This is a genomic window from Massilia timonae (assembly GCF_001866515.1).
GTDB classification, from domain to species: Bacteria; Pseudomonadota; Gammaproteobacteria; order Burkholderiales; family Burkholderiaceae_D; genus Telluria; species Telluria timonae.
In genome coordinates, this window is sequence record NZ_JRYB01000001.1 from 2,206,626 (window position 1) to 2,225,941 (window position 19,316).

Genomic DNA, 19,316 nt, shown 5'->3' on the forward strand with positions numbered 1-19,316 from the left:
CTACTTGTTGGCAGTAGCAGCGGTTTGCAAATTAACCCGTACGCAGCGCAGTGCGCAAGGCCGGTCTGTCTTAATTCGATTGGTACATCTGCTGCATCTGCTGCAGTTGGACCCGGGTTGGCGCGAAACGACTGATCGATCTCGACCGCGCCGTGGATGAAGCGCGGCCCGAGCGGCGTGACCACGGGATGCGATTCCAGCGCCATGCGCTAGCCGGCCCTGAGGCGCCGCGGGCGGAAGTGCAAGAGCAGCGCCGAGACCAGGAAGTAGAAAGCGCCGAAGCCCGCGTAGCCGGCCACGGTGGCGACCGTCGGCTCGGCCGGCATGCGCGCCTGTCCGATGAATACGGCCCCGGCCAGCGCCGACTGTGCGCCGCTCAGGACCATCGCCCACTGGGCGCCATGGGTTTTCCAGCGCCGTACGCCGGTGCCCAGTTGCAGCAGGCCGGACAGGATGGCCCAGGCGCCGAACACGGCCAGCACGCGGTGCATGTCGGGCAGGGCGACGGCCAGCGCCAGCGCCACGACCAGGCTTGCGACGACGTTCAGCAACTGGGTGCGATTCGCCGCCAGTCCGCCGCTGCGGCGGGCGTCGACCAGGTTGGCGAAGGCATCCCAGGCGGGATAGGCGACCAGCAGCACGGCGCCGGCGAGCGTCGAATGCGGCGCGACCGCCAGCACCGCAAGCACCCAGGCGCTGGAAAAGACGGCGCGCACGAAGTAGTAGCGTTTGAGCCAGCCTTCATGGGTGCCGCCGGCAAGGTTGGTGTCGTGGTTCATGATGTCCTCCATTTATTTACCTACTAGTTGGTAGGCCGTTGAGTTAAAAAAAAGCCGGTCTGCCGGACCGGAATCGTTTTCAAGCCGGCGCCTCGACGCGCGCCAGCTGGGCGGCCGTAATGGCGCCGAACACCTTCGCATCGCCATAGGCACGTGCCGACAGCATGGCGCCGTGCACGGTGGCCATGAAGACCTCGGCTTCGACCTCGGGCGGCTGCATCAGCCGGATCGTGCCTTGCTGGACGCCCCGTTCCAGCACCGAGGCCATCCAGCCCGACAGGAAGCGGAAGTAGCCGCGCACCTCGACCGCCACGTCAGCCGGCAGGATCGGCAGTTCGCCGGCGAGCAGGGCGCACACGCAGAACGGCGCGCTCAAGTCCTCGATACATTTTTCCCAGTACTGGGTATAGGCACGCAACATGGCCAGCGGGTCGGGAATCGCCTGCTGCAGCCGCTCGATCCCGTCAGCCGTCGCCTGGCGGTGCTGCACGACGATGGCCTTCACCAGGTCGACCTTGTTCGGGAAGTGGTGGTGGATGCTGGCCTTGCGGATGCCGACCACGTCGGCGATGTCCGCGTAGCTGAAGCCGTTGTAGCCACCGGTCACGATCAGGGCGCGCGCGCAGGTCAGGATGTCTTCCGAGGTGTTGGACAGTTTCTTCATGCTGGAATCCTACCTTCTGGTAGGGAGGTGAGTCAAGCGACGTTTCAATCCGGCGTGCGCGCCATCGCACTGAGATAGTCAGCTGCCGCTGAAGTGATCCCAGCCTGTCAAGCCCAGGTGGAGCGGCGCGCCGTGCGCGTCGACCAGACGCAGGCCGGGGGCGGTCTCGATCGTGCCGACCCGGGTGACCGGCGTGGCGGCCAGCGTCGCGGCTTCCAGCACCGCCGCGCGCCGTGCAACGGGGGCCGTGAAGCACAGTTCGTAATCGTCGCCGCCGGCCGCGGTGAAGCGGCGCCGCAGTGCGCGGTCGTGGCGCGCCAGCGCCGGGCCCGCCGGCAATGCGTCGACGTCGAGCGTGGCGCCGACGCTTGACGCCGCCAGGATGTGCCCCAGGTCGCCCACCAGGCCATCCGAGATGTCGAGCGCGGCGTGCGCAATCGGCGCCGCGGCCAGGGCCAGGCCCAGGGCCACGCGCGGCGTGGGCATGTGCAGCCTTGGCGCGGCCTGCGCATGCGCCTCCGGGGAGAGTTCGACCTCTTTCCAATAGCCGGCCAGCGCCAGGCGCGCATCGCCCAGCGTGCCCGAGATCCAGATGTCGTCGCCCGGCCGCGCCGCAGCGCGCCGCAGCGCATGGCCGGGCGCCAGTTCCCCGAACACGGTGATGCAGATATTCAGCGGCCCCTTGGTGGTGTCGCCGCCGATCAGTTCGCAACCGTGTTCGTCGGCCAGCGCGAACAGGCCGCGCGAGAAACCGTCGAGCCATGCCTCGTCGGCGCGCGGCAAGGCCAGCGCCAAGGTAAAGGCGACCGGCCGCGCGCCCATCGCGGCCAGGTCCGACAGGTTCACGGCCAGCGCCTTGTGGCCCAGCATGAAGGGATCGGCGCCGGCGAAGAAATGGCGGTCCTCGACCAGCATGTCGGACGAGATCGCGATCTGGCGGCCAGGCGTCGGGGCGAGCAGGGCGCAGTCGTCGCCGATGCCCAGCGCGACGTCGGGGCGGCCGGGGCGCTCGCGGTGAAAAAAGCGTTTGATGAGGTCGAATTCGGAAAGCATGGCGGCGATTGTACCGTCCTCCGTTGGCCTGCCTGGAATTGCTGCAACCGCACATAAGTGTGGTGAAAATACGTAGCCATTGACAACTTGCTGTCTGATAGAATCAAAGACCCGATTTGCTTCAGGAAGGCTGCCCAGCATGGATTCGTCATCTGACAAAAAAGAAGAATTACGTCAGCAACTGCGTCAAGCAGCGCTCGAGTATCACCAGTTCCCCCGTCCCGGCAAGATCAGCGTGGCGCCTACCAAGGGCCTGCTGAACCAGCGCGACCTGGCGCTGGCCTATTCGCCGGGCGTGGCCGCGCCTTGCGAGGAAATCGTCAAGGATCCGGCCGCCGCCTACAAGTACACCGCGCGCGGCAACCTGGTCGCCGTGATCTCCAACGGCACCGCCGTGCTGGGCCTGGGCAATATCGGTCCGCTGGCGTCGAAGCCGGTCATGGAAGGCAAGGGCGTGCTGTTCAAGAAGTTCGCCGCGATCGACGTGTTCGACATCGAGATCAACGAGACCGATCCCGACAAGCTGGTCGACATCATCGCCGCGCTCGAGCCGACTTTCGGCGGCGTGAACCTGGAAGACATCAAGGCGCCCGAGTGCTTCTACATCGAGCGCAAGCTGCGCGAGCGGATGAAGATCCCGGTTTTCCACGACGACCAGCACGGCACCGCGATCATCGTCGGCTCCGCCATCCTGAACGGCCTGAAAGTCGTCGGCAAGAGCATCAAGGAATGCAAGCTGGTGGTCTCCGGCGCCGGCGCGGCCGCGCTGGCCTGCCTCGACCTGATCGTCGACCTGGGCTTCCCGATCGAAAACATCTTCGTCACCGACCTGGCCGGTGTCGTCTATAAAGGTCGCGTCGAGCTGATGGACCCGGACAAGGAACGCTTCGCGCAAGACACGCCGCACCGTTCGCTGGCCGACGTCATTCCCGGCGCCGACATCTTCCTGGGCCTGTCCGCCGGCGGCGTGCTCAAGCAGGACATGGTGGCCAAGATGGCCCCGAACCCGCTGATCCTGGCGCTGGCCAATCCGAATCCGGAAATCCTGCCGGAAGACGTCAAGGCGGTGCGCGGCGACGCCATCATCGCCACCGGCCGTTCGGACTATCCGAACCAGGTCAACAACGTCCTGTGCTTCCCCTATATGTTCCGCGGCGCCCTGGACTGCGGCGCGACCACCATCACGCGCGAGATGGAAATCGCGGTGGTGCACGCGATCGCCGACCTGGCCCATGCCGAGCAGTCGGACATCGTGGCCTCGGCCTACGGCATCTCGAACCTGTCCTTCGGTCCGGAATACCTGATCCCGATGCCGTTCGACCCGCGCCTGTTGACCCATATCGCTCCGGCCGTGGCCAAGGCCGCGATGGATGGCGGCGTCGCCAGCCGTCCGATCGAGGACCTGGCGGCCTACGCCGAACACCTGCAGCAGTTCGTGTACCGCAGCGGCACCTTCATGAAGCCGCTGTTCCAGGTCGCCAAGGATGCCCCGGCCGAACTGAAACGCATCGTCTACGCCGAGGGCGAGGACGAGCGCGTGCTGCGCGCGGTGCAGGTGGTGGTCGACGAAAAGCTGGCGCGCCCGATCCTGGTCGGCCGTCCGGCGGTGCTGGAGCAGCGCATCGAGAAGTTCGGCCTGCGCCTCAAGCTGGGCGTGCACTTCGACGTCATCAACCCCGACTTCGACGAGCGCTACCGCGACTACTGGACGACCTACCACCAGATGGTGATGCGCAAGGGCGTGACCCAGGACCTGGCCAAGCTGGCCATGCGCCGCCGCCACACCCTGATCGGCGCCATGATGATCCACAAGGGCGAAGCCGACGGCATGATCTGCGGCACCTACGGCACCACCCAGATGCACCTGGACTTCATCGACCAGGTGCTGGGCAAGCGCGCCGGCGCCAACGTCTATGCGGCGATGAATTTCATCATCACGCCGGAACGCCAGCTGGCCATGGTCGACACCCACGTCAACGAGAATCCGAACGCCGAGCAGCTGGCCGAGATCACGATCATGGCGGCCGAAGAGCTGGAGCGCTTCGGCATCAGCCCGCGCGCGGCCCTGCTGTCGCACTCGAACTTCGGCAGCGCCAATACGGAGTCGGCGCAGAAGATGCGCGCCGCCCTGGCCCTGGTGCAGCAGAAGAAGCCGGAACTGGAAGTCGACGGCGAGATGCACGGCGACGCCGCGCTCGACGCCAAGAACCGCGCCAAGATCATGCCGGAATCGACCCTGAAGGGCGACGCCAACCTGCTGGTGCTGCCGAACATCGATGCCGCCAATATCTCGTACAACCTGCTCAAGACGGCGGCCGGCAACGGCATCGCGATCGGCCCGGTCCTGCTCGGCTGCGCGCGTCCGGTCCACATCCTGACCCCGTCGGCGACGGTGCGCCGGATCGTCAATATGACGGCGCTGGCCGTGGTGGACGCTGTTTCCCAGCGGTAAATCATTCAGCCGGTTTGTACTTGACGCCTGCCTCGCGCGCCTTGCGCCGGGGCAGGCGTTTTTGTGTGCACCTGTCTCCAGCTGTCGCCGTTTGTCGTTTTGCAAAGACACTGGTAACAAACCGTAAGCGACGGTCGCAGCGCGTCATTTTCGGGTCATAATGTTCAGATAAGTGTTGATTTAATTGCACACATTTCTGGCGTGCAATTAGGCAAACCGACCTCCTCTGTTACAATCCTTGCTTTCGCCGGGCTCGTCAGGTAATACGTGGCGCCCGCAAGACCACTTCATATCCATCCAAGAACATGCAAAACAAACGAGCCCTCATCACCGGTATCACCGGCCAGGATGGCGCCTATTTGGCCCAGTTGCTTCTGGAAAAAGGCTATCACGTCACCGGCACCTACCGTCGTTCGAGCTCGGTCAATTTCTGGCGCATCGATGAGCTCGGCATCACCTCGCATCCGAACCTGTCGCTGGTCGAATACGACCTGACCGACCTGGCCTCGAGCCTGCGCCTGATCGAAACGTCGCAGCCGAGCGAGGTGTACAACCTGGCGGCGCAGAGCTTCGTTGGCGTGTCCTTCGACCAGCCGGTGACCACCGCCTCGATCACCGGCCTGGGCGCCGTCAACCTGCTCGAAGCGATCCGCATCGTCAATCCGAAGATCCGCTTCTACCAGGCGTCGACCTCGGAAATGTTCGGCAAGGTGCAGGCCATCCCGCAAAAAGAAGATACGCCGTTCTACCCGCGCAGCCCGTATGGCGTGGCCAAGCTGTACGCGCACTGGATGACCATCAATTACCGCGAGTCGTACGACATCTTCGGTTCCTCGGGCATCCTGTTCAACCACGAGTCGCCGCTGCGTGGCCGCGAGTTCGTGACCCGCAAGATCACCGATTCGGTGGCCAAGATCGTGCAGGGCAAGCTGGAGCTGCTGGAGCTGGGCAATATGGACGCCAAGCGCGACTGGGGCTTCGCCAAGGAATATGTCGAAGGCATGTGGCGCATGCTGCAGGCCGACAAGCCCGATACCTATGTGCTGGCGACCAACCGCACCGAGACCGTGCGCGACTTCGTCACCATGGCCTTCAAGGCGGCCAATGTCACGCTCGACTGGAGCGGTTCGGGCGAGCAAGAGGTCGCCCACTGCAGCCAGAGCGGCAAGAAGCTGGTGGGCGTCTCGCCCAAGTTCTACCGTCCGGCCGAAGTCGACCTCTTGATCGGCGACCCCGAGAAAGCCAAGCGCGAGCTGGGCTGGGAGCCGAAGACCACGCTCGAAGAGCTGTGCCAGATGATGGTCGACGCCGACCTGCGTCGCAACGAACAGGGCTTCTCGTTCTGATATGACGCGCCTGGCCACGGATGACGTTTCCGCCCTCGCCAAGCAGGCGAGCGGGCGCGAAGGGGAGGGCCGCCGCGCCCTGATCACGGGCCTGCGCGGCTTCACCGGCCATTACCTGGCGCAAGAACTCACGGCCGCGGGTTACCGTGTGTTCGGCACCGTGATGCCGGGCGAGGAAACCGGGCCGGATATGTTCGCGGTCGACCTGTGCGACCGTGACGCGGTGGCCGCCATGGTTGCCGAGGCCAGGCCCGACGTCGTGGCCCACCTGGCCGGCATCGCCTTCGTCGGCCATGCCAACGTCGAGGCGATCTACCGCGTCAACGTGGTGGGCACCCGCAACCTGCTCGAGGCATTGGCCGCCGGGGCGCATCGTCCCACCAGCGTGCTGCTGGCGTCGTCGGCGAATATCTACGGCAATGCCAACGTGCCGGTGATCGACGAAAGCGTGCCGCCGGCGCCGGCCAACGACTACGCGGTCAGCAAGCTGGCGATGGAATACATGGCGCGCCTGTGGATGGACAAGCTGCCGATCACGATCGTGCGTCCATTCAATTACACCGGCGTGGGCCAGGCCGAGAATTTCCTGCTGCCCAAGATCGTCAACCATTTCCGCCGCAACGAACAACGCATCGAACTGGGCAACCTCGCCATCGCGCGTGATTTCTCCGACGTGCGCATGGTGGCGCGCAGCTATCGCCGCCTGCTGGCGGCGGCGCCCGCCGGCGAAGCCTTCAACGTCTGCTCGGGCACCCCGCACTCGCTCTCGAGCGTCATCGAGACCATGGGCGAGATCGCCGGCTACCGCATCGATGTGCAGGTGAATCCCGCCTTCGTGCGCGCCAACGACGTGCTTCAACTGACTGGCAGCAATCGCAAGCTGGCCGCCGTGATCGGCGACCTGGCGCCGACCCCGCTGCACGAGACGCTGGACTGGATGTACAGGGCGTGAAACCGGCAGTCATCAAGGTCGGTCTGGGCACGACCATGGTCGAGCCCGGTTTGACCGGTGGCCGGCTGGACGGCATCGGCGTGTACACCCGGGCCCTGATGCAGCACCTGCCCGCAACGGGCTGCGAGGTGGCGCCGTTTTCCTGGCCCCGCCTGCGCCAGGGCGATGCGGGTATCTCCATCGGCCAGGCGTTCCCCCGATCGTTCGAGGCGGCGACCCTGACCGACCTGGTGACGCCCGGGGCGCACCGTGTCCACATGCCGGCCGACATCTTCCACGTGACCGATTACCGCGTGGTGCGCATGGATTGCCCGGTGGTGGCCAGCCTGCACGATGCCCTGCCGATCAAGCACCCGGAATGGTGCAACCCGCGCCTGCGCAAGCTCAAGAACTGGCTCCAGGCCAAGGCGGCGCGCAAGGCCGACCACGTGATCGCGCTGTCGCACTTCGCCATCGACGAACTGGTCGAATGTTTCGGCGTCGACGAGCGGCGCATCTCGGTGGTGCCCTGCGGCGTCGACGAGGAATGGCTCGCCGCACCCGAGCCGCGGGCAGTGGAGGCAACCCTGGATGCCTACGGCCTGCAACCTGGCTATTTCTTCTTCGTTGGCACCCTGCAACCGCGCAAGAACGTCGAACGCCTGCTGGAAGCGTATCTCGCGCTGCCCGCGTCCTTGCGGGGCGAGCGCGGCCTGGTGATCGTCGGCGCGCCCGGCGCGCGCAGCGAAGCCCTGGTGGCGTCGATCAGGGCGGCACAGGCGGCGGGCGAGAACGTGGTCTGGCTGGATCGCTTGACCGACCATGGGCAATTGCGCGACCTGTATGCCGGCGCCGGCGTCTTCGTTTTTCCTTCCTTGTACGAGGGCTATGGCATTCCGGTACTGGAAGCCTTCGCCTCGAACGTGCCGGTGGTGGCCTCGAACACGACCTCGCTGCCGGAGGTCGCGGGCGATGCGGCGCTGCTGGTCGATCCGCTGTCGAGCGGCGCCATCGCCGACGCCATGCGCATCCTGGCAACGGACGGTGTTGCGCGCGCGCGCTGTATCGCCGCCGGACGCGCTCGCGCCGAACAACTGACATGGCAAAACACCGCACGCCTGACGGCGGAGGTGTACCGTGCCGTCCTTTCGCAGTAAGCTGAGCTGATTATGCGTGTCCTTCATTTCTACAAGACCTACCACCCGGATTCGGTGGGCGGGGTCGAACAGGTGATCCGCCAGATGTGCGTGGGCACCGGCCGCCTCGGCGTGAGCAATACGGTGCTGTCGCTGTCGCGCCAGGACAAGCTGGACCCGTTCGAATTCGAAGGCCATATGGTCCACCGCGTGCCGCTCAATGCCGAGATCGCGTCCAACGCCATCTCGGTGCAATCGATCGGCGCGCTGGCGCGCCTGGCGAAGCAGGCCGACGTGGTGCACTACCACTTCCCCTGGCCGTTCATGGACCTGGCCCATTTCATGGCCCGGGTCGACAAGCCGACGGTGGTCACCTACCACTCCGACATCGTGCGCCAGCGCCACCTGCTGCGCCTGTACCAGCCGCTCAAGCACCGCTTCCTCAAGAGCGTCGACGCGATCGTCGCCACCTCGCCCAACTACCTCGGTTCGTCGACCGTGCTGGCGCGTTACAGGCAAAAAACCTCGGTCATTCCGTTCGGCCTGGACCGCGGCACCTATCCGCAGCCCGAGCCGGCCCGCCTGGCGCACTGGCGCGAGCGCGTGGGTCCGAAGTTCTTCCTGTTCGTGGGCGTGCTGCGCTACTACAAGGGCCTGCACATCCTGCTCGAGGCGGCCAAGGGTCTCGACTATCCGATCGTGATCGTCGGCGCCGGGCCGATCGAGGGAGAGCTCAAGGAACAGGCCGCGCGCCTGGGCCTGTCCAACGTGATGTTCGTCGGCGCGATCGACGAACCGGACAAGGCGGCGCTGCTGACCCTGTGCTATGCCGTGGCTTTCCCGTCTCACCTGCGCTCGGAAGCCTTCGGCATCTCGCTGCTCGAAGGCGCGATGTACGGCAAGCCGATGATCTCGAGCGAGATCGGCACCGGCACCACCTATATCAACGTCGATGGCGACACCGGCCTGGTGGTGCCGCCGTCCGACCCGCAGGCGCTGCGCGCGGCGATGCGCACCTTGTGGGACAACCCCGACATGGCGCGCGCCATGGGCCGGCGCGCCGAGCAGCGCTTCGAAGAGCTGTTCACGTCCGAGCAGATGGCGGCCAACTACACGGCGCTGTACCACGAGCTGGTGGCGCGGCGCGCCGTCAAGCCGAGCGGCACGGTCGCCGACCCGACCTCAGTCAGGCCGTCTCCGCCCACCTCGACCTGATCTCGCGGATCGCCGGCATCTGGTCGGCGAACAGCTCCACCAGCTGCGGGTCGAAGTGGCGGCCCTTCTGCTCGCGCAAGAAATTGACCGCCTCTTCTTCGGTCCAGGCCTTCTTGTACGGCCGCACCGAGGTCAGCGCGTCGAACACGTCGGCGATCGCCACGATCCTGCCGACCAGCGGAATATCCTCTCCTGCCAGGCCGTTCGGATAGCCGCTGCCATCGTATTTCTCGTGGTGGGTCAGCGCGATCTGGCGCGCCAGCGCCAGCATGCCGCCATCGTGCTCGCCGATGATCTCGGCGCCGATCGTCACGTGGCCCTGCATGATCTTCCATTCCTCGGCGTCGAGCGGCCCCGGTTTCTGCAGGATGCGGTCGGGGATGCCGATCTTGCCCACGTCGTGCATCGGCGCCGCGTGCAGCAGGTCGTCGGCTTCATGCTCCGTCATGCCGGCGGCGATGCCGAGGATGCGCGAGAAGTGGCTCATGCGGATCACGTGCAGGCCGGTCTCGTTGTCCTTGTACTCGGCCGCCAGGCCCAGGCGCTGCACGATCTCGAGGCGGCTGGCGCGCAGCTCTTCCATCCGCACCAGCGACAGGTGGGTGCGCACGCGCGCGCGCACCACCGGCGGGCTGACCGGCTTGGTGATGTAGTCGACCGCGCCGGCCTCGAAGCCTTCGACTTCGTCGGCGGTCTCGGTCAGGGCAGTGACAAAAATCACGGGAGTCGAGGCGGTGGCGGGGTGCGCCTTGAGGGCGGCGCACACTTCGTAGCCCGACATCCCGGGCATCATCACGTCCAGCAGCACCAGGTCGGGCTGCTCCTGGCGCGCCAGTTCGAGCGCGCGCGCGCCGTCCTTGGCGAACAGCAGGCGGTAGTGGTCTTGCAGGATCTGGCGCAGCAACTGCAGGTTGCTGGCTTCGTCGTCGACCGCGAGGATCAACGGGCGGGTATTCGGTTGGCTCATGCTGGGGATTCGTTGGAAACGTCGTCAAGCGCCCCATCACCCAGCAGGCCGATGACGGCCTCCAGGTGCCCGAGGGCGAGGTCGAAGTCGAAGTCGGCGATCGCCGACTGGACCTGGGTCACGCGGGTGGCGGCCGGATGCGCCGCCAGCGCCGCGGCCAGGCTGGCCATGGCGCCGTCGTTCAGGGCGCCGCGGCGCAGCGCCTCGAGCAGCACGCCGGCGGCGCGCCGCGCGCGCGCCAGGTCGACCGTGCTGCCCGGCGCGACTGGCGCGGGCGTCGCGGCGACGCTGCGCAGCGCCTCGAGCGCCGCGTCCAGCGCATTGTTCGCCACCACCAGGGCATTGGCGACCTGGCGCGCATCGGTCGGCACCGCATCGGTGGCCTGCTCCAGGGCGGCCAGGGCGTCGGCCAGCAGCTCGAGGCCGACGTTGGCGGCCGCGCCGCGCACCTTGTGCGCCAGCATGCGCAGCTGCTGGTGCTCGCCGCCTGCGGCGTGCAGGCGCAGCGCCTGGCCCAGCGCGGCGTACTGGCGGGCGAAGTGATCGAGCGCCTCGGCATAGGCGTCCTCGCGGTTGCTCCAGCGGTGCAGGCCGGCGCGCCGGTTCAGCACTTCGCGCGCCGCATTGGGCGCGGCATGTGCGTCCGGCGCGCTGCCGGGCAGTCCGAGCACGCGCGCGATCTCGTGCGACAGCGCGAACCAGTCGACCGGCTTGCTGGCGAAACCGTCCATGCCGGCGTCGACGCTGGCCTGGCGGTGTTCGGCCAGCACGCTGGCCGTCATCGCGATCACCGGCAGGCGACTGCGCCCGCTGGCCTGTTCCTGCTCGCGGATCGCGCGGGTGGCGGCCAGGCCGTCCATGGTCGGCATCTGGAAGTCCATCAGCGCCAGGTCGAATTCGCCGCTGGCCGCGAGTTCGACCACGGCGGCGCCATCGCGCACCGCGGTCATGGTGTGGCCGCGGCGCGTCATCAGGAGCTGCATCAGTTCCAGGTTCTGCGGCACGTCGTCGGCCACCAGCACGCGCAGCGGCGGCAGCACGGCGGCGCTGCGCACGCGCGGCGCTTGGCTGGCAAAGCGCGCCAGCACCAGCGGCACCCGCACGTGGAAGGTGGTCCCGCATCCGAGCTCGCTCTCGGCCCAGATCCGGCCGCCCATCAGCTCGACCAGCTGCTTGCTGATCGTGGTGCCGAGACCGGTGCCGCCGAAGCGGCGCGTCATCGAGGCGTCGGCCTGGGTGAACGGGTCGAAGATGGCGGCCAGGCGCTCGGGCGCGATGCCGATCCCGGTGTCGATCACGGCGATGCAAAGCTGGTCGCCTTCGGCGCCGACCTTGAGCGTCACGCTGCCCCTGGCGGTGAACTTGATCGCGTTGTCGAGCAGGTTGGTCAGCACCTGGCGCATGCGCAGCTCGTCGCCGCGCAGGCCGGTCGGCAGCGCCGGATCGTACTGGATGTCCAGGTGCAGGCCCTTGGCGCGGGCGTTCGCGGCCAGGGTCGAGGACAGTTCGTCGATCAGCGACAGCAGGTTGTAGTCGTTCTGTTCCAGCTCCACCGCGCCTTTTTCGAGCTTGGCGGTGTCGAGGATCTCGTTGAGCAGGCGCAGCAGGGCGCGGCCGGCGCTGCGGATGGTGTCCAGGTGGCGCCGCTGCTCCACGTCCAGGTCGCCGTCCAGCAGCACGTCGGTGAAGCCGAGGATCGAATTCATCGGGGTGCGGATCTCGTGGCTCATATCGGCCACGAAAGTCGCGCGCGCGGCGGCGGCCTGCTCGGCGGTTTCCTTGGCGGCGCGCAGCGCTTCTTCCATCTGGCGGCGCTCGGTGATGTCGAGGATGACGCCGTCCAGCCATTGCACGTCGCCGGCCTCGTCGCGCACCGCGGTGCCGTTTTCCCACAGCCAGCGCACGCCGCCGTCGGCGTGCAGCAGGCGGTATTCGACCAGGTAGGGCCGGCCTTCGCGCAGCGCGGCGCCGGTTGCCTTCGCCACCCGGATGCGGTCTTCGGCATGGATCAGGGCGCCGAACACGCGCCGCGGCGGTTCGCCCAGGAAGTCGGCGGCCGGATAGCCGGTGACGCGCTCGACCGCGTCGCTGATGAAGACCATCGGCCAGTCGCCACTGAGCTTGCTGCGATAGGAGATGCCGGGGATGTTGCCGATCAGGGAACGGAACTGCTGCTCGCTGTCGCGCAGCGCCCCTTCCATGGCGCGCCGCTCGCTGATGTCGGTGACGAAGCAGACGAACATGTCCTGGTCGCCCAGCTTGGCGTGCCCCATCGCGCCGCGCACCGGCACCAGGCTGCCGTCCTTGCGCAGGCCGAAGGTCTCGGTGCTGGTGTTGACGCCTTCCAGGCTGCCCCGGGACAGCACGTACAGCAGGCCGCGCTCGGACTTGCGGTCATTTTCATTGAGCAGCACAGCGATGTTGCGGCCGACGATCTCGTCGCGCTTCCAGCCGAAGATGCGCTCGGCCGAGGCGTTGAATTCGGTGATGGCGCCGTCGCGTCCGACCGTGATCACGCCGTCGACGGTGGTGGTGAGCAGCGCGCGCATCCAGGCTTCGCTGCGCGCCAGGCCGAGGTACATCTCGCGGTAGCGCAGCAGGCCATTGGTGGCCACCACGCCCAGCGACAACGCCACCGTGATGAGCGTGATCGACAGCGCCAGGAAGTCGCTGTTGGAACCGTTCAGGCCCAGCGGGTCGACCTCACCGGAGAAGCGCGCCGCCGCCATGCCGGTGTAGTGCATGCCGGCGATGGCGCAGCCCATCACCACCGCCGCGATCAGCAGGCGGCGCGCATCGGTCATCGACTTGCAGCGCGACAGGCCATGGCGCACGCCCAGCGCCAGCGTGGCCAGCACCACCGCGACCACGATCGACAGCGCGAACATGGCCGGGTCATAGTGGAGGTCGAGGAGCGTGCGCATGCCGGCCATGCCGGTGTAGTGCATGGCGCCGATGCCGGCGCCGACCAGCACCCCGCCCACCAGCAGGTGCGCCAGGCGCAGCTGGGGACGCGAGATCAGGTTGAGCGCGACCCAGGACGCGCCGATGCTGGGCAGGGCCGACAGCAGGGTGATGCCATGGTCGTAATGGACCGGCGTGCACAGGTTAAAGGCGAGCATGCCAATGAAGTGCATCGACCACACGCCGGCGCCCAGCGCCAGGCTGCCGGCGCCGAGCACGATGGCGCGGTGCGCGGGATTGCTGCTGGCGCGACCGGTGATCTGCAGGCCCATCCAGGAAGAAAAGATCGCCACCAGCAGCGACAGCACGACCAGGCGTGGCTCATAGACGCCATAGGCGAGCATGGACGGGTCGGTAGGGGCGTTAAATAGTTGCAACATGAATTCGTGGGTAGTCAAGACAGGAGAGTCCTGTCCGTAAGGCATGACCACGAAGTATGGCATTTTCCCAGCTGGAAATGTTGTTGGCGACCGGAATGAACAGACGATTGGCGCGGTTTTGTAGCGCCTGAGCGACCATTTTTGTGCATTCCTTGTTCAAGGATTATGGTCTTGGCATGCCGGAGCGCGCGGGACGGCACGCTCGGCGGATCGGGGCGCCGGCGCCGGTTATCGCGTTACGTCGGCCGGGCCGGGCGGCAGCGTCGCCTCGAAGCTGGCAGGCGGCAGGCCCTGGCACCAGCGGCGCCACATCAGGCGCAGCGCGTGCTCGATGCCGTCGGCGACCCGGGTCATGGAGTCCGACGTGGGCAGCGCATAACGTTCGCGCAGGGTGGCGCGCAGCGCCGCCAGCGCCGCCAGGTCGCCGCAGATGGCCAGGCCCTTGGCGACGAAATCGTCGGCGCTGTGCGCGACGAAATGGTGCAGCCCGCAATGCTCCAGGAAGCAGGCGGTTTGTCGTCCGGTCACGGTGCCTGCGTCCAGGGTCAGGGTCGGCACGCCCATCCAGCCGGCGTGCATGGTCGTGGTGCCGCCCGGGTACGGGAAGGTGTCGAGGCACAGGTCGACCTGCTGGTGCAGCTTCAGGTAATCGTTCAGCCCGATGCGGCCATGGAACTCGACCCGGTGCGCGGCGATGCCTTCATGGTCCAGCCAGGCGCGCAGCTGGGCATGGTCGTGCTGTTCCGGCATGCCGCCTACCAGCAGCCGCGCATCGGGCAGCGCGCGCAGCAGCATCCCCCAGGCCTTGATCACTTCGCTGTTGAATTTGCTGAGACGGTTGAAGCTGCCGAACGTGACGTAGCCGTTGGCCAGGGCGGGCAACGGGCCGACGTCGGGCGCGCTGGCCACCGGCTCGAAGGGTATCAACAGCGGCAACTGCACCAGCTTTTCCACGAACAGGTGGTCATACTGTCCGTGCGGCAGGAATTTTCGGTCGACCAGGTAGTAATCCATCGCCGCCAGGCCGGTGGTGCCGGGATAGCCGATCCAGGACGCCTGGACCGGCGCCAGCCGGCGCGCGAAGGCGGGCAGCCGGTTGAAGGCGGTGTGGCCCGACAGGTCGATCAGGATGTCGATGCCGTCGGCGCGCACCTGCCGCTCCAGTTCCTCGTCGTCGAGCGCGGCGACGTCGCGCCAATGGGGCAGGTGGCCACGCAGGCGTTCGGTGACCGCGTCGACCAGGGTATGGTTGTAGTAGGCATGCAGCGTCAGCCCGGGGCGTTGCCCGAGGCGCTCGAAGACCGGTTCGATGAAGGAGACGACCGCATGGTTGCGCAGGTCGCCCGACACGAAGCCGATGCGCAGGCGCCGCTCCGGCTCCGGCGTATTGTCCAGGGAGGTGGGCGGCGCGGTCCTTTGTTCGACCAGCCTGCCGTACAACCGGTGCTCGGCGAACAGTGCGTCCGGCGTCAGCCCGGGCATTTCGCTCAGGCAGAACAGCATATTGCTGTGGGCATCGGTCTGCTCCGGATTTCGCTCCAACAAGTCGCGATAGACGGCCACCGCTTCGACCAGCCGGCCCTGGGTCTGCAGGATCAGCGCAAGCGTGATGGCCGCCTTTTCATGCCGCGGATCGAGCGCCAGCGCCGCGTCGGCGTTGGCCTGCGCCTCGGACAGCCGTCCACGCTCGGCCAGGGTGATGGCCAGGTGGTTGTGAGCATCCACGTTGCCCGGCCGCAGCGCCAGGGCGCGCCGCAGCACGTTCTCCGATTCGTCGAGCCGGTTGGCGCGCATCAAGAGCATGCCCAGGTTGCTGAGCGTTTCGGCATCGTCGGGGTCGAACCTGGCCGACATGGCCATGGCGTTCAGGGCCCCATGCGCGTCGCCGCGCCGGTGATAAATGCCACCCAATAATTTCCAGCCGAATGAGTGCTGGGGAAAGCGTTCGACGAGCGCACGCGCGGCGTGCTCCGCTTCCTCGGTGCGTCCCTGCGCGAATAAGGCGGCGGCGGCATCGATCTCGCTGCTATCGGGCGCGCCCGAGCTGGCCAGCTGCCGTTCGATGTCGTCGATCGCCTGACCTTGCAGGCCGTGGGTCCGGCCGAGCTGGAGCAGTTCAGCGGCGGCGGCGAACTGGCGCGCCTCGATCAGGGCGGCGAGATAGGCCAGCCAGTGGGCCTCCTGGCCGGGGTCGGCTTCCAGGGCGGCGGCGAAATGCGGGATCGCCGTCTCGGCATCGCCGGCGCGGCTGGCCAGCACACCCACGGCGTGGTGGGCGCCGGCGTGGCCGGGCTGGAGGTCGAGCACCGCCCCGTACAGGGCCAGCGCCTGCTCGAGGTTGCCCGCTTCGGTTTCGTGGTGTGCGGCCTGCATGGCCTGGTCGACGATCTGGAGGACGTCGGCGCTGGGGGGGAGCGTGCTCATGGCGCTACATTAGGGTATGACGCGGGGGAGGGTCAAGGAGAGGGCATGCGCGGGCTGGATAACAAAAAAACCGCTGGTCCGGGGAAGGATGCGGGTTTCAAGCTTGGTTAGGTCGGTGCCTCCGGCCGGAATCTGAAATCCATAATAATCAGATGCTTAGTGGATCGGTGCGTAATTTTTGGGGAGTGGTTATTTGCCGACGAATCCAACTCCAACCTTCACCAAGGTTTGCTCGATGAAAGCTGCAGATACACTTTACTTATGTCTCTCCCAAATAATAAAGTGACAACTAGCGTGACACAGGGGATCGTCAGATGTGACCCCGCGACTGACCCTGTAATGGGTTTGCTTCACGGATGGATAGGGCTCCCTGCGAGCGGGCAACCCTCACGCGATCATGCATTTGGCGCGTTGCCGCGCTCATTTCACTATCGATCAGGGGCGGACGACCTGTCCTGCCTATGCCGACACTTGAGTCGCATCACAGGACACAGCACTCGTAATTCTACGCAACGAATTTTCTTGTTAAAAAGAAATCATGTCTGTACACTCCCCGTCGATACTGCGATAGCGATGTCACATGGTCTGGCGTGCTTTCGATAGAAATGCGGCTATCTCGGTCTTTCCTCAGCATGAACAAAAATGTTCGAGGGTTGATTGGGCCATCTAACCCGCGAAGAGGGAACTGTGCAAAATACAAATACATCAGGCAGCAGCCATCTGGCGAGTGGTCAGCAATTAGACTACTTGGATGGATGGCGGGGAATCGCTATTTCACTACTGCTGGTCGGACATTTCTTTCCCTACTCGCAACTCAAATTTTGTGGAACTGCTGGCGTGCATTTTTTCTTTGTTTTGTCGGGTTTCCTTATGGCAAAGCAGCTTTTCCTACACGAAACCCCGCTTCCGACGTTCTATAAGCGACGAATTTCGAGGATTTTCCCCGCTCTATACGCCTTTATCGCGATAACGATTATTTCCTATTTGATCGCGGGACTTCCTGTGTCGTGGGGGACGGCACTAGGCGCTACCGCGCTCATAAGAAATTATTATCCTGTCGGATTCGGAAATGCGCTTCCTTTCGATCATATATGGTCACTGTCGGTCGAAGAGCACAGCTATATAGTATTATCGGCGCTTGTGATTTTTTTTCCAAGTAAAATCGAGAGACAACGGATTGCACTGGGAATGCTTTCATTCTGCTGCCTCATCATGGCAGCGGTGTATACGATAAAATTTTCCGGCCCTGCGCTTTACCGCGAGAAGTTGATCCACACGGAAGTTGCCGCGTTCGGCATCTTCTTCTCCGGATTTTTGCTTCTATGCCTGCGAAACGGGATTAATAGATCGATCCCGCCCTTCGTTTTTTATACGCTACCGATAATTGCGATAGTAACTTATAGCACAAGTGCTCCACCCGCAGTGACTATGGTGGTCGGCCTGGTCTCGCTGGCGCTGACGGTAAATATTCTCCATAAAGCACCTGAGTGGATGCTGCGAGTCCTTTCGCTTCCCGCACTGCGCAAGCTTGGGTTATGGTCATATTCACTGTACTTATGGCAACAGCCATTTTATGCACTGAAGAATAAAGGACTAATTTCAACTTCGGCTGCGTTTCTTTTGGCATTGCTTGCCGGAGTATTGTCGTATTATCTAATTGAGGCGCCCGCTAGGAACTATTTGAATAGTACTTGGGCGCGGAAGAAGAAACCGGAAAATGCTACTCCCTTTATTTCAGATGCTTTACTTGCTGTTCGGAAAAACGAACATGACGATGTCGATAGAGAAGTGATGCCCCGTAGCGTGCCATGATTTGACGAGGACGCGTTTGCTGCTCGGATCGATTCGAATCCTAGTAGTCAATTCCCGTCTGATCATAGACGCATTTAACGAATAGCTAGGGCTATTCTCTATGCCAGTCATTGAGTGCCAGAATCGACGTTTTCCTGCCAGTGGCCTGTTGTGGAATCTGGTGGTCGTACAGCTTCAGATAGTTCAGCAACACATCCGGAGGGTCACATCCGGAGGGTCACGTCTGACAATCGGACATGGCCTCTACAGTAATCCCGGGTATTGGGCAATAACGGCTGAGCCCGTGTCCGATTGTCAGACGTGCTCCTGTCGCTTTTTGGTGGGCGGGATGGCGTTTGCGATCCGCTTGCCGCTAGTGGCACATCGTACGCTAGCAAGCGGCCCAGCTTGAAAAGCAAAAAACCCGCTCTTCCGAAGAAGTGTGCGGGTTTCGCTAATACTGTCTATCAGTGGTGCTCCGGCCGGAATCGAAGAATAGGCTAAAACCCGCATGAATGCTAGGGTTCGCTACCTTGTTCCGTAGAGATACCGTTAAAAATACCGTCAAATCTTCACGTAGCTACCCGCTCTCACACAATCTCACCGAGATTCAGCCCAGCGCGCTGGTCAGAGTTTACCATGCTGGTTCGCGCGGTTGACGTATCGTCTTATGATTGGTCCAGTCTGCCGTCTCCACTATCTGACACCCTTTGGAGCAGAATATGTCCATGAGTTCCAAGTCAGTGCACGATGCTACGGTTGTCCTTCAGGACGTTGCAAATGCAGCACATGCCCTCGGGCGCATTGCCAGCACGTTTAGCGAAATTCTTAAGAGTGTTACCGATTTGGAGGCACGCGTAGAGGCGCTTGAGCGTACGATTGCGCTTTCGGAATTTGCGAAGGCCAAGGGCAGTAGTGGAGGTTTGGAGCTGCAATGGCCAGCGTGCGAAGACATGGGCAGTCACGTTGACACAACCACGGCGGCGCGTCTACTTAGGCGCACGCCTCAAACTTTACGAAAATGGGCATGTTATGAAGATGGGCCACTACGCCCAGTTCGGATTAGCGGTCGCCTTGCGTGGGCAGTTGCCGACATTCGTCGCTTACTTAGTAACGGCAAATCATGAGATTTATCTGTGGGCCACTGTGGTCAGCGCCACAAGCCGTATTTGCTAATTCGTAATGCGAAGGTCACCAGTTCGATTCCGGTCAGC

12 protein-coding genes are annotated in these 19,316 nt (G+C 64.5%); 6 read left to right on the forward strand and 6 right to left on the reverse strand.

The window, feature by feature from the left end:
- Nucleotides 1–209: 209 nt before the first annotated feature.
- From LO55_RS09555 to thiL, 3 genes are all read right to left on the reverse strand, one after another.
- Complete coding sequence (locus LO55_RS09555) at nt 210–779, reverse strand: hypothetical protein (RefSeq protein ID WP_083415274.1); 570 nt, start codon at nt 777–779, stop codon at nt 210–212.
- Nucleotides 780–858: 79 nt separating this feature from the next.
- Nucleotides 859–1,443, reverse strand: a complete 585-nt coding sequence (locus tag LO55_RS09560) for a TetR/AcrR family transcriptional regulator (RefSeq protein WP_071361280.1) — start codon at nt 1,441–1,443, stop codon at nt 859–861.
- Nucleotides 1,444–1,521: 78 nt separating this feature from the next.
- Nucleotides 1,522–2,496: a thiamine-phosphate kinase gene (gene thiL, locus LO55_RS09565; protein WP_071361281.1), complete on the reverse strand. Its 975-nt coding sequence runs from the start codon at nt 2,494–2,496 to the stop codon at nt 1,522–1,524.
- A 139-nt stretch (nt 2,497–2,635) separates the two neighbouring features.
- Here thiL and LO55_RS09570 point away from each other — a divergent pair, with 139 nt between their 5' ends.
- From LO55_RS09570 to LO55_RS09590, 5 genes are all read left to right on the forward strand, one after another.
- Complete coding sequence (locus tag LO55_RS09570; RefSeq protein ID WP_071361282.1) at nt 2,636–4,948, forward strand: NADP-dependent malic enzyme; 2,313 nt, start codon at nt 2,636–2,638, stop codon at nt 4,946–4,948.
- A gap of 305 nt (nt 4,949–5,253) precedes the next feature.
- Nucleotides 5,254–6,294, forward strand: coding sequence for a GDP-mannose 4,6-dehydratase (gmd, locus tag LO55_RS09575; protein WP_071361283.1), 1,041 nt, complete (start codon nt 5,254–5,256; stop codon nt 6,292–6,294).
- 1 nt (nt 6,295) lies between these two features.
- Nucleotides 6,296–7,246 (forward strand): GDP-mannose 4,6-dehydratase, encoded by a 951-nt coding sequence (locus tag LO55_RS09580; RefSeq protein ID WP_083415275.1) that lies wholly within the window; start codon nt 6,296–6,298, stop codon nt 7,244–7,246.
- Nucleotides 7,243–8,382, forward strand: a complete 1,140-nt coding sequence (locus tag LO55_RS09585; protein ID WP_083415276.1) for a glycosyltransferase family 4 protein — start codon at nt 7,243–7,245, stop codon at nt 8,380–8,382. The genes LO55_RS09580 and LO55_RS09585 overlap by 4 nt, the downstream gene beginning before the upstream one ends.
- Nucleotides 8,383–8,394: 12 nt before the next feature.
- Nucleotides 8,395–9,576, forward strand: a complete 1,182-nt coding sequence (locus LO55_RS09590; RefSeq protein ID WP_071361284.1) for a glycosyltransferase family 4 protein — start codon at nt 8,395–8,397, stop codon at nt 9,574–9,576.
- On the opposite strand, the gene LO55_RS09595 is transcribed toward LO55_RS09590, so the two are convergent.
- The 3 genes from LO55_RS09595 to LO55_RS09605 all read right to left on the reverse strand — a co-directional run bounded on the left by LO55_RS09595 (nt 9,548) and on the right by LO55_RS09605 (nt 16,311).
- A complete protein-coding gene (locus LO55_RS09595; RefSeq protein WP_005665061.1) occupies nt 9,548–10,543 on the reverse strand; it encodes a response regulator in 996 nt (331 codons plus the stop codon). The two genes, LO55_RS09590 and LO55_RS09595, sit on opposite strands and share 29 nt — an antisense overlap.
- Nucleotides 10,540–13,887, reverse strand: coding sequence for an MHYT domain-containing protein (locus LO55_RS09600; RefSeq protein WP_071361285.1), 3,348 nt, complete (start codon nt 13,885–13,887; stop codon nt 10,540–10,542). Before LO55_RS09600 ends, LO55_RS09595 begins: the two co-directional genes overlap by 4 nt.
- Before the next feature lie 228 nt (nt 13,888–14,115).
- Nucleotides 14,116–16,311, reverse strand: coding sequence for an O-linked N-acetylglucosamine transferase family protein (locus tag LO55_RS09605; protein ID WP_071361286.1), 2,196 nt, complete (start codon nt 16,309–16,311; stop codon nt 14,116–14,118).
- Nucleotides 16,312–16,998: 687 nt separating this feature from the next.
- Here LO55_RS09605 and LO55_RS25790 point away from each other — a divergent pair.
- Complete coding sequence (locus tag LO55_RS25790; protein WP_177185514.1) at nt 16,999–18,123, forward strand: acyltransferase family protein; 1,125 nt, start codon at nt 16,999–17,001, stop codon at nt 18,121–18,123.
- The last annotated feature ends 1,193 nt before the right edge of the window (nt 18,124–19,316 follow it).

Coding starts and splice junctions, on each gene's coding strand:
- LO55_RS09600 (WP_071361285.1), bottom strand. CDS start 13,887: ATGTTGCAACTATTTAACGCCCCTACCGACCCGTCCATGCTCGCCTAT.
- LO55_RS09560 (WP_071361280.1), bottom strand. CDS start 1,443: ATGAAGAAACTGTCCAACACCTCGGAAGACATCCTGACCTGCGCGCGC.
- LO55_RS09580 (WP_083415275.1), top strand. CDS start 6,296: ATGACGCGCCTGGCCACGGATGACGTTTCCGCCCTCGCCAAGCAGGCG.
- LO55_RS09555 (WP_083415274.1), bottom strand. CDS start 779: ATGAACCACGACACCAACCTTGCCGGCGGCACCCATGAAGGCTGGCTC.
- LO55_RS09570 (WP_071361282.1), top strand. CDS start 2,636: ATGGATTCGTCATCTGACAAAAAAGAAGAATTACGTCAGCAACTGCGT.
- gmd (WP_071361283.1), top strand. CDS start 5,254: ATGCAAAACAAACGAGCCCTCATCACCGGTATCACCGGCCAGGATGGC.
- thiL (WP_071361281.1), bottom strand. CDS start 2,496: ATGCTTTCCGAATTCGACCTCATCAAACGCTTTTTTCACCGCGAGCGC.
- LO55_RS09605 (WP_071361286.1), bottom strand. CDS start 16,311: ATGAGCACGCTCCCCCCCAGCGCCGACGTCCTCCAGATCGTCGACCAG.
- LO55_RS09590 (WP_071361284.1), top strand. CDS start 8,395: ATGCGTGTCCTTCATTTCTACAAGACCTACCACCCGGATTCGGTGGGC.
- LO55_RS09595 (WP_005665061.1), bottom strand. CDS start 10,543: ATGAGCCAACCGAATACCCGCCCGTTGATCCTCGCGGTCGACGACGAA.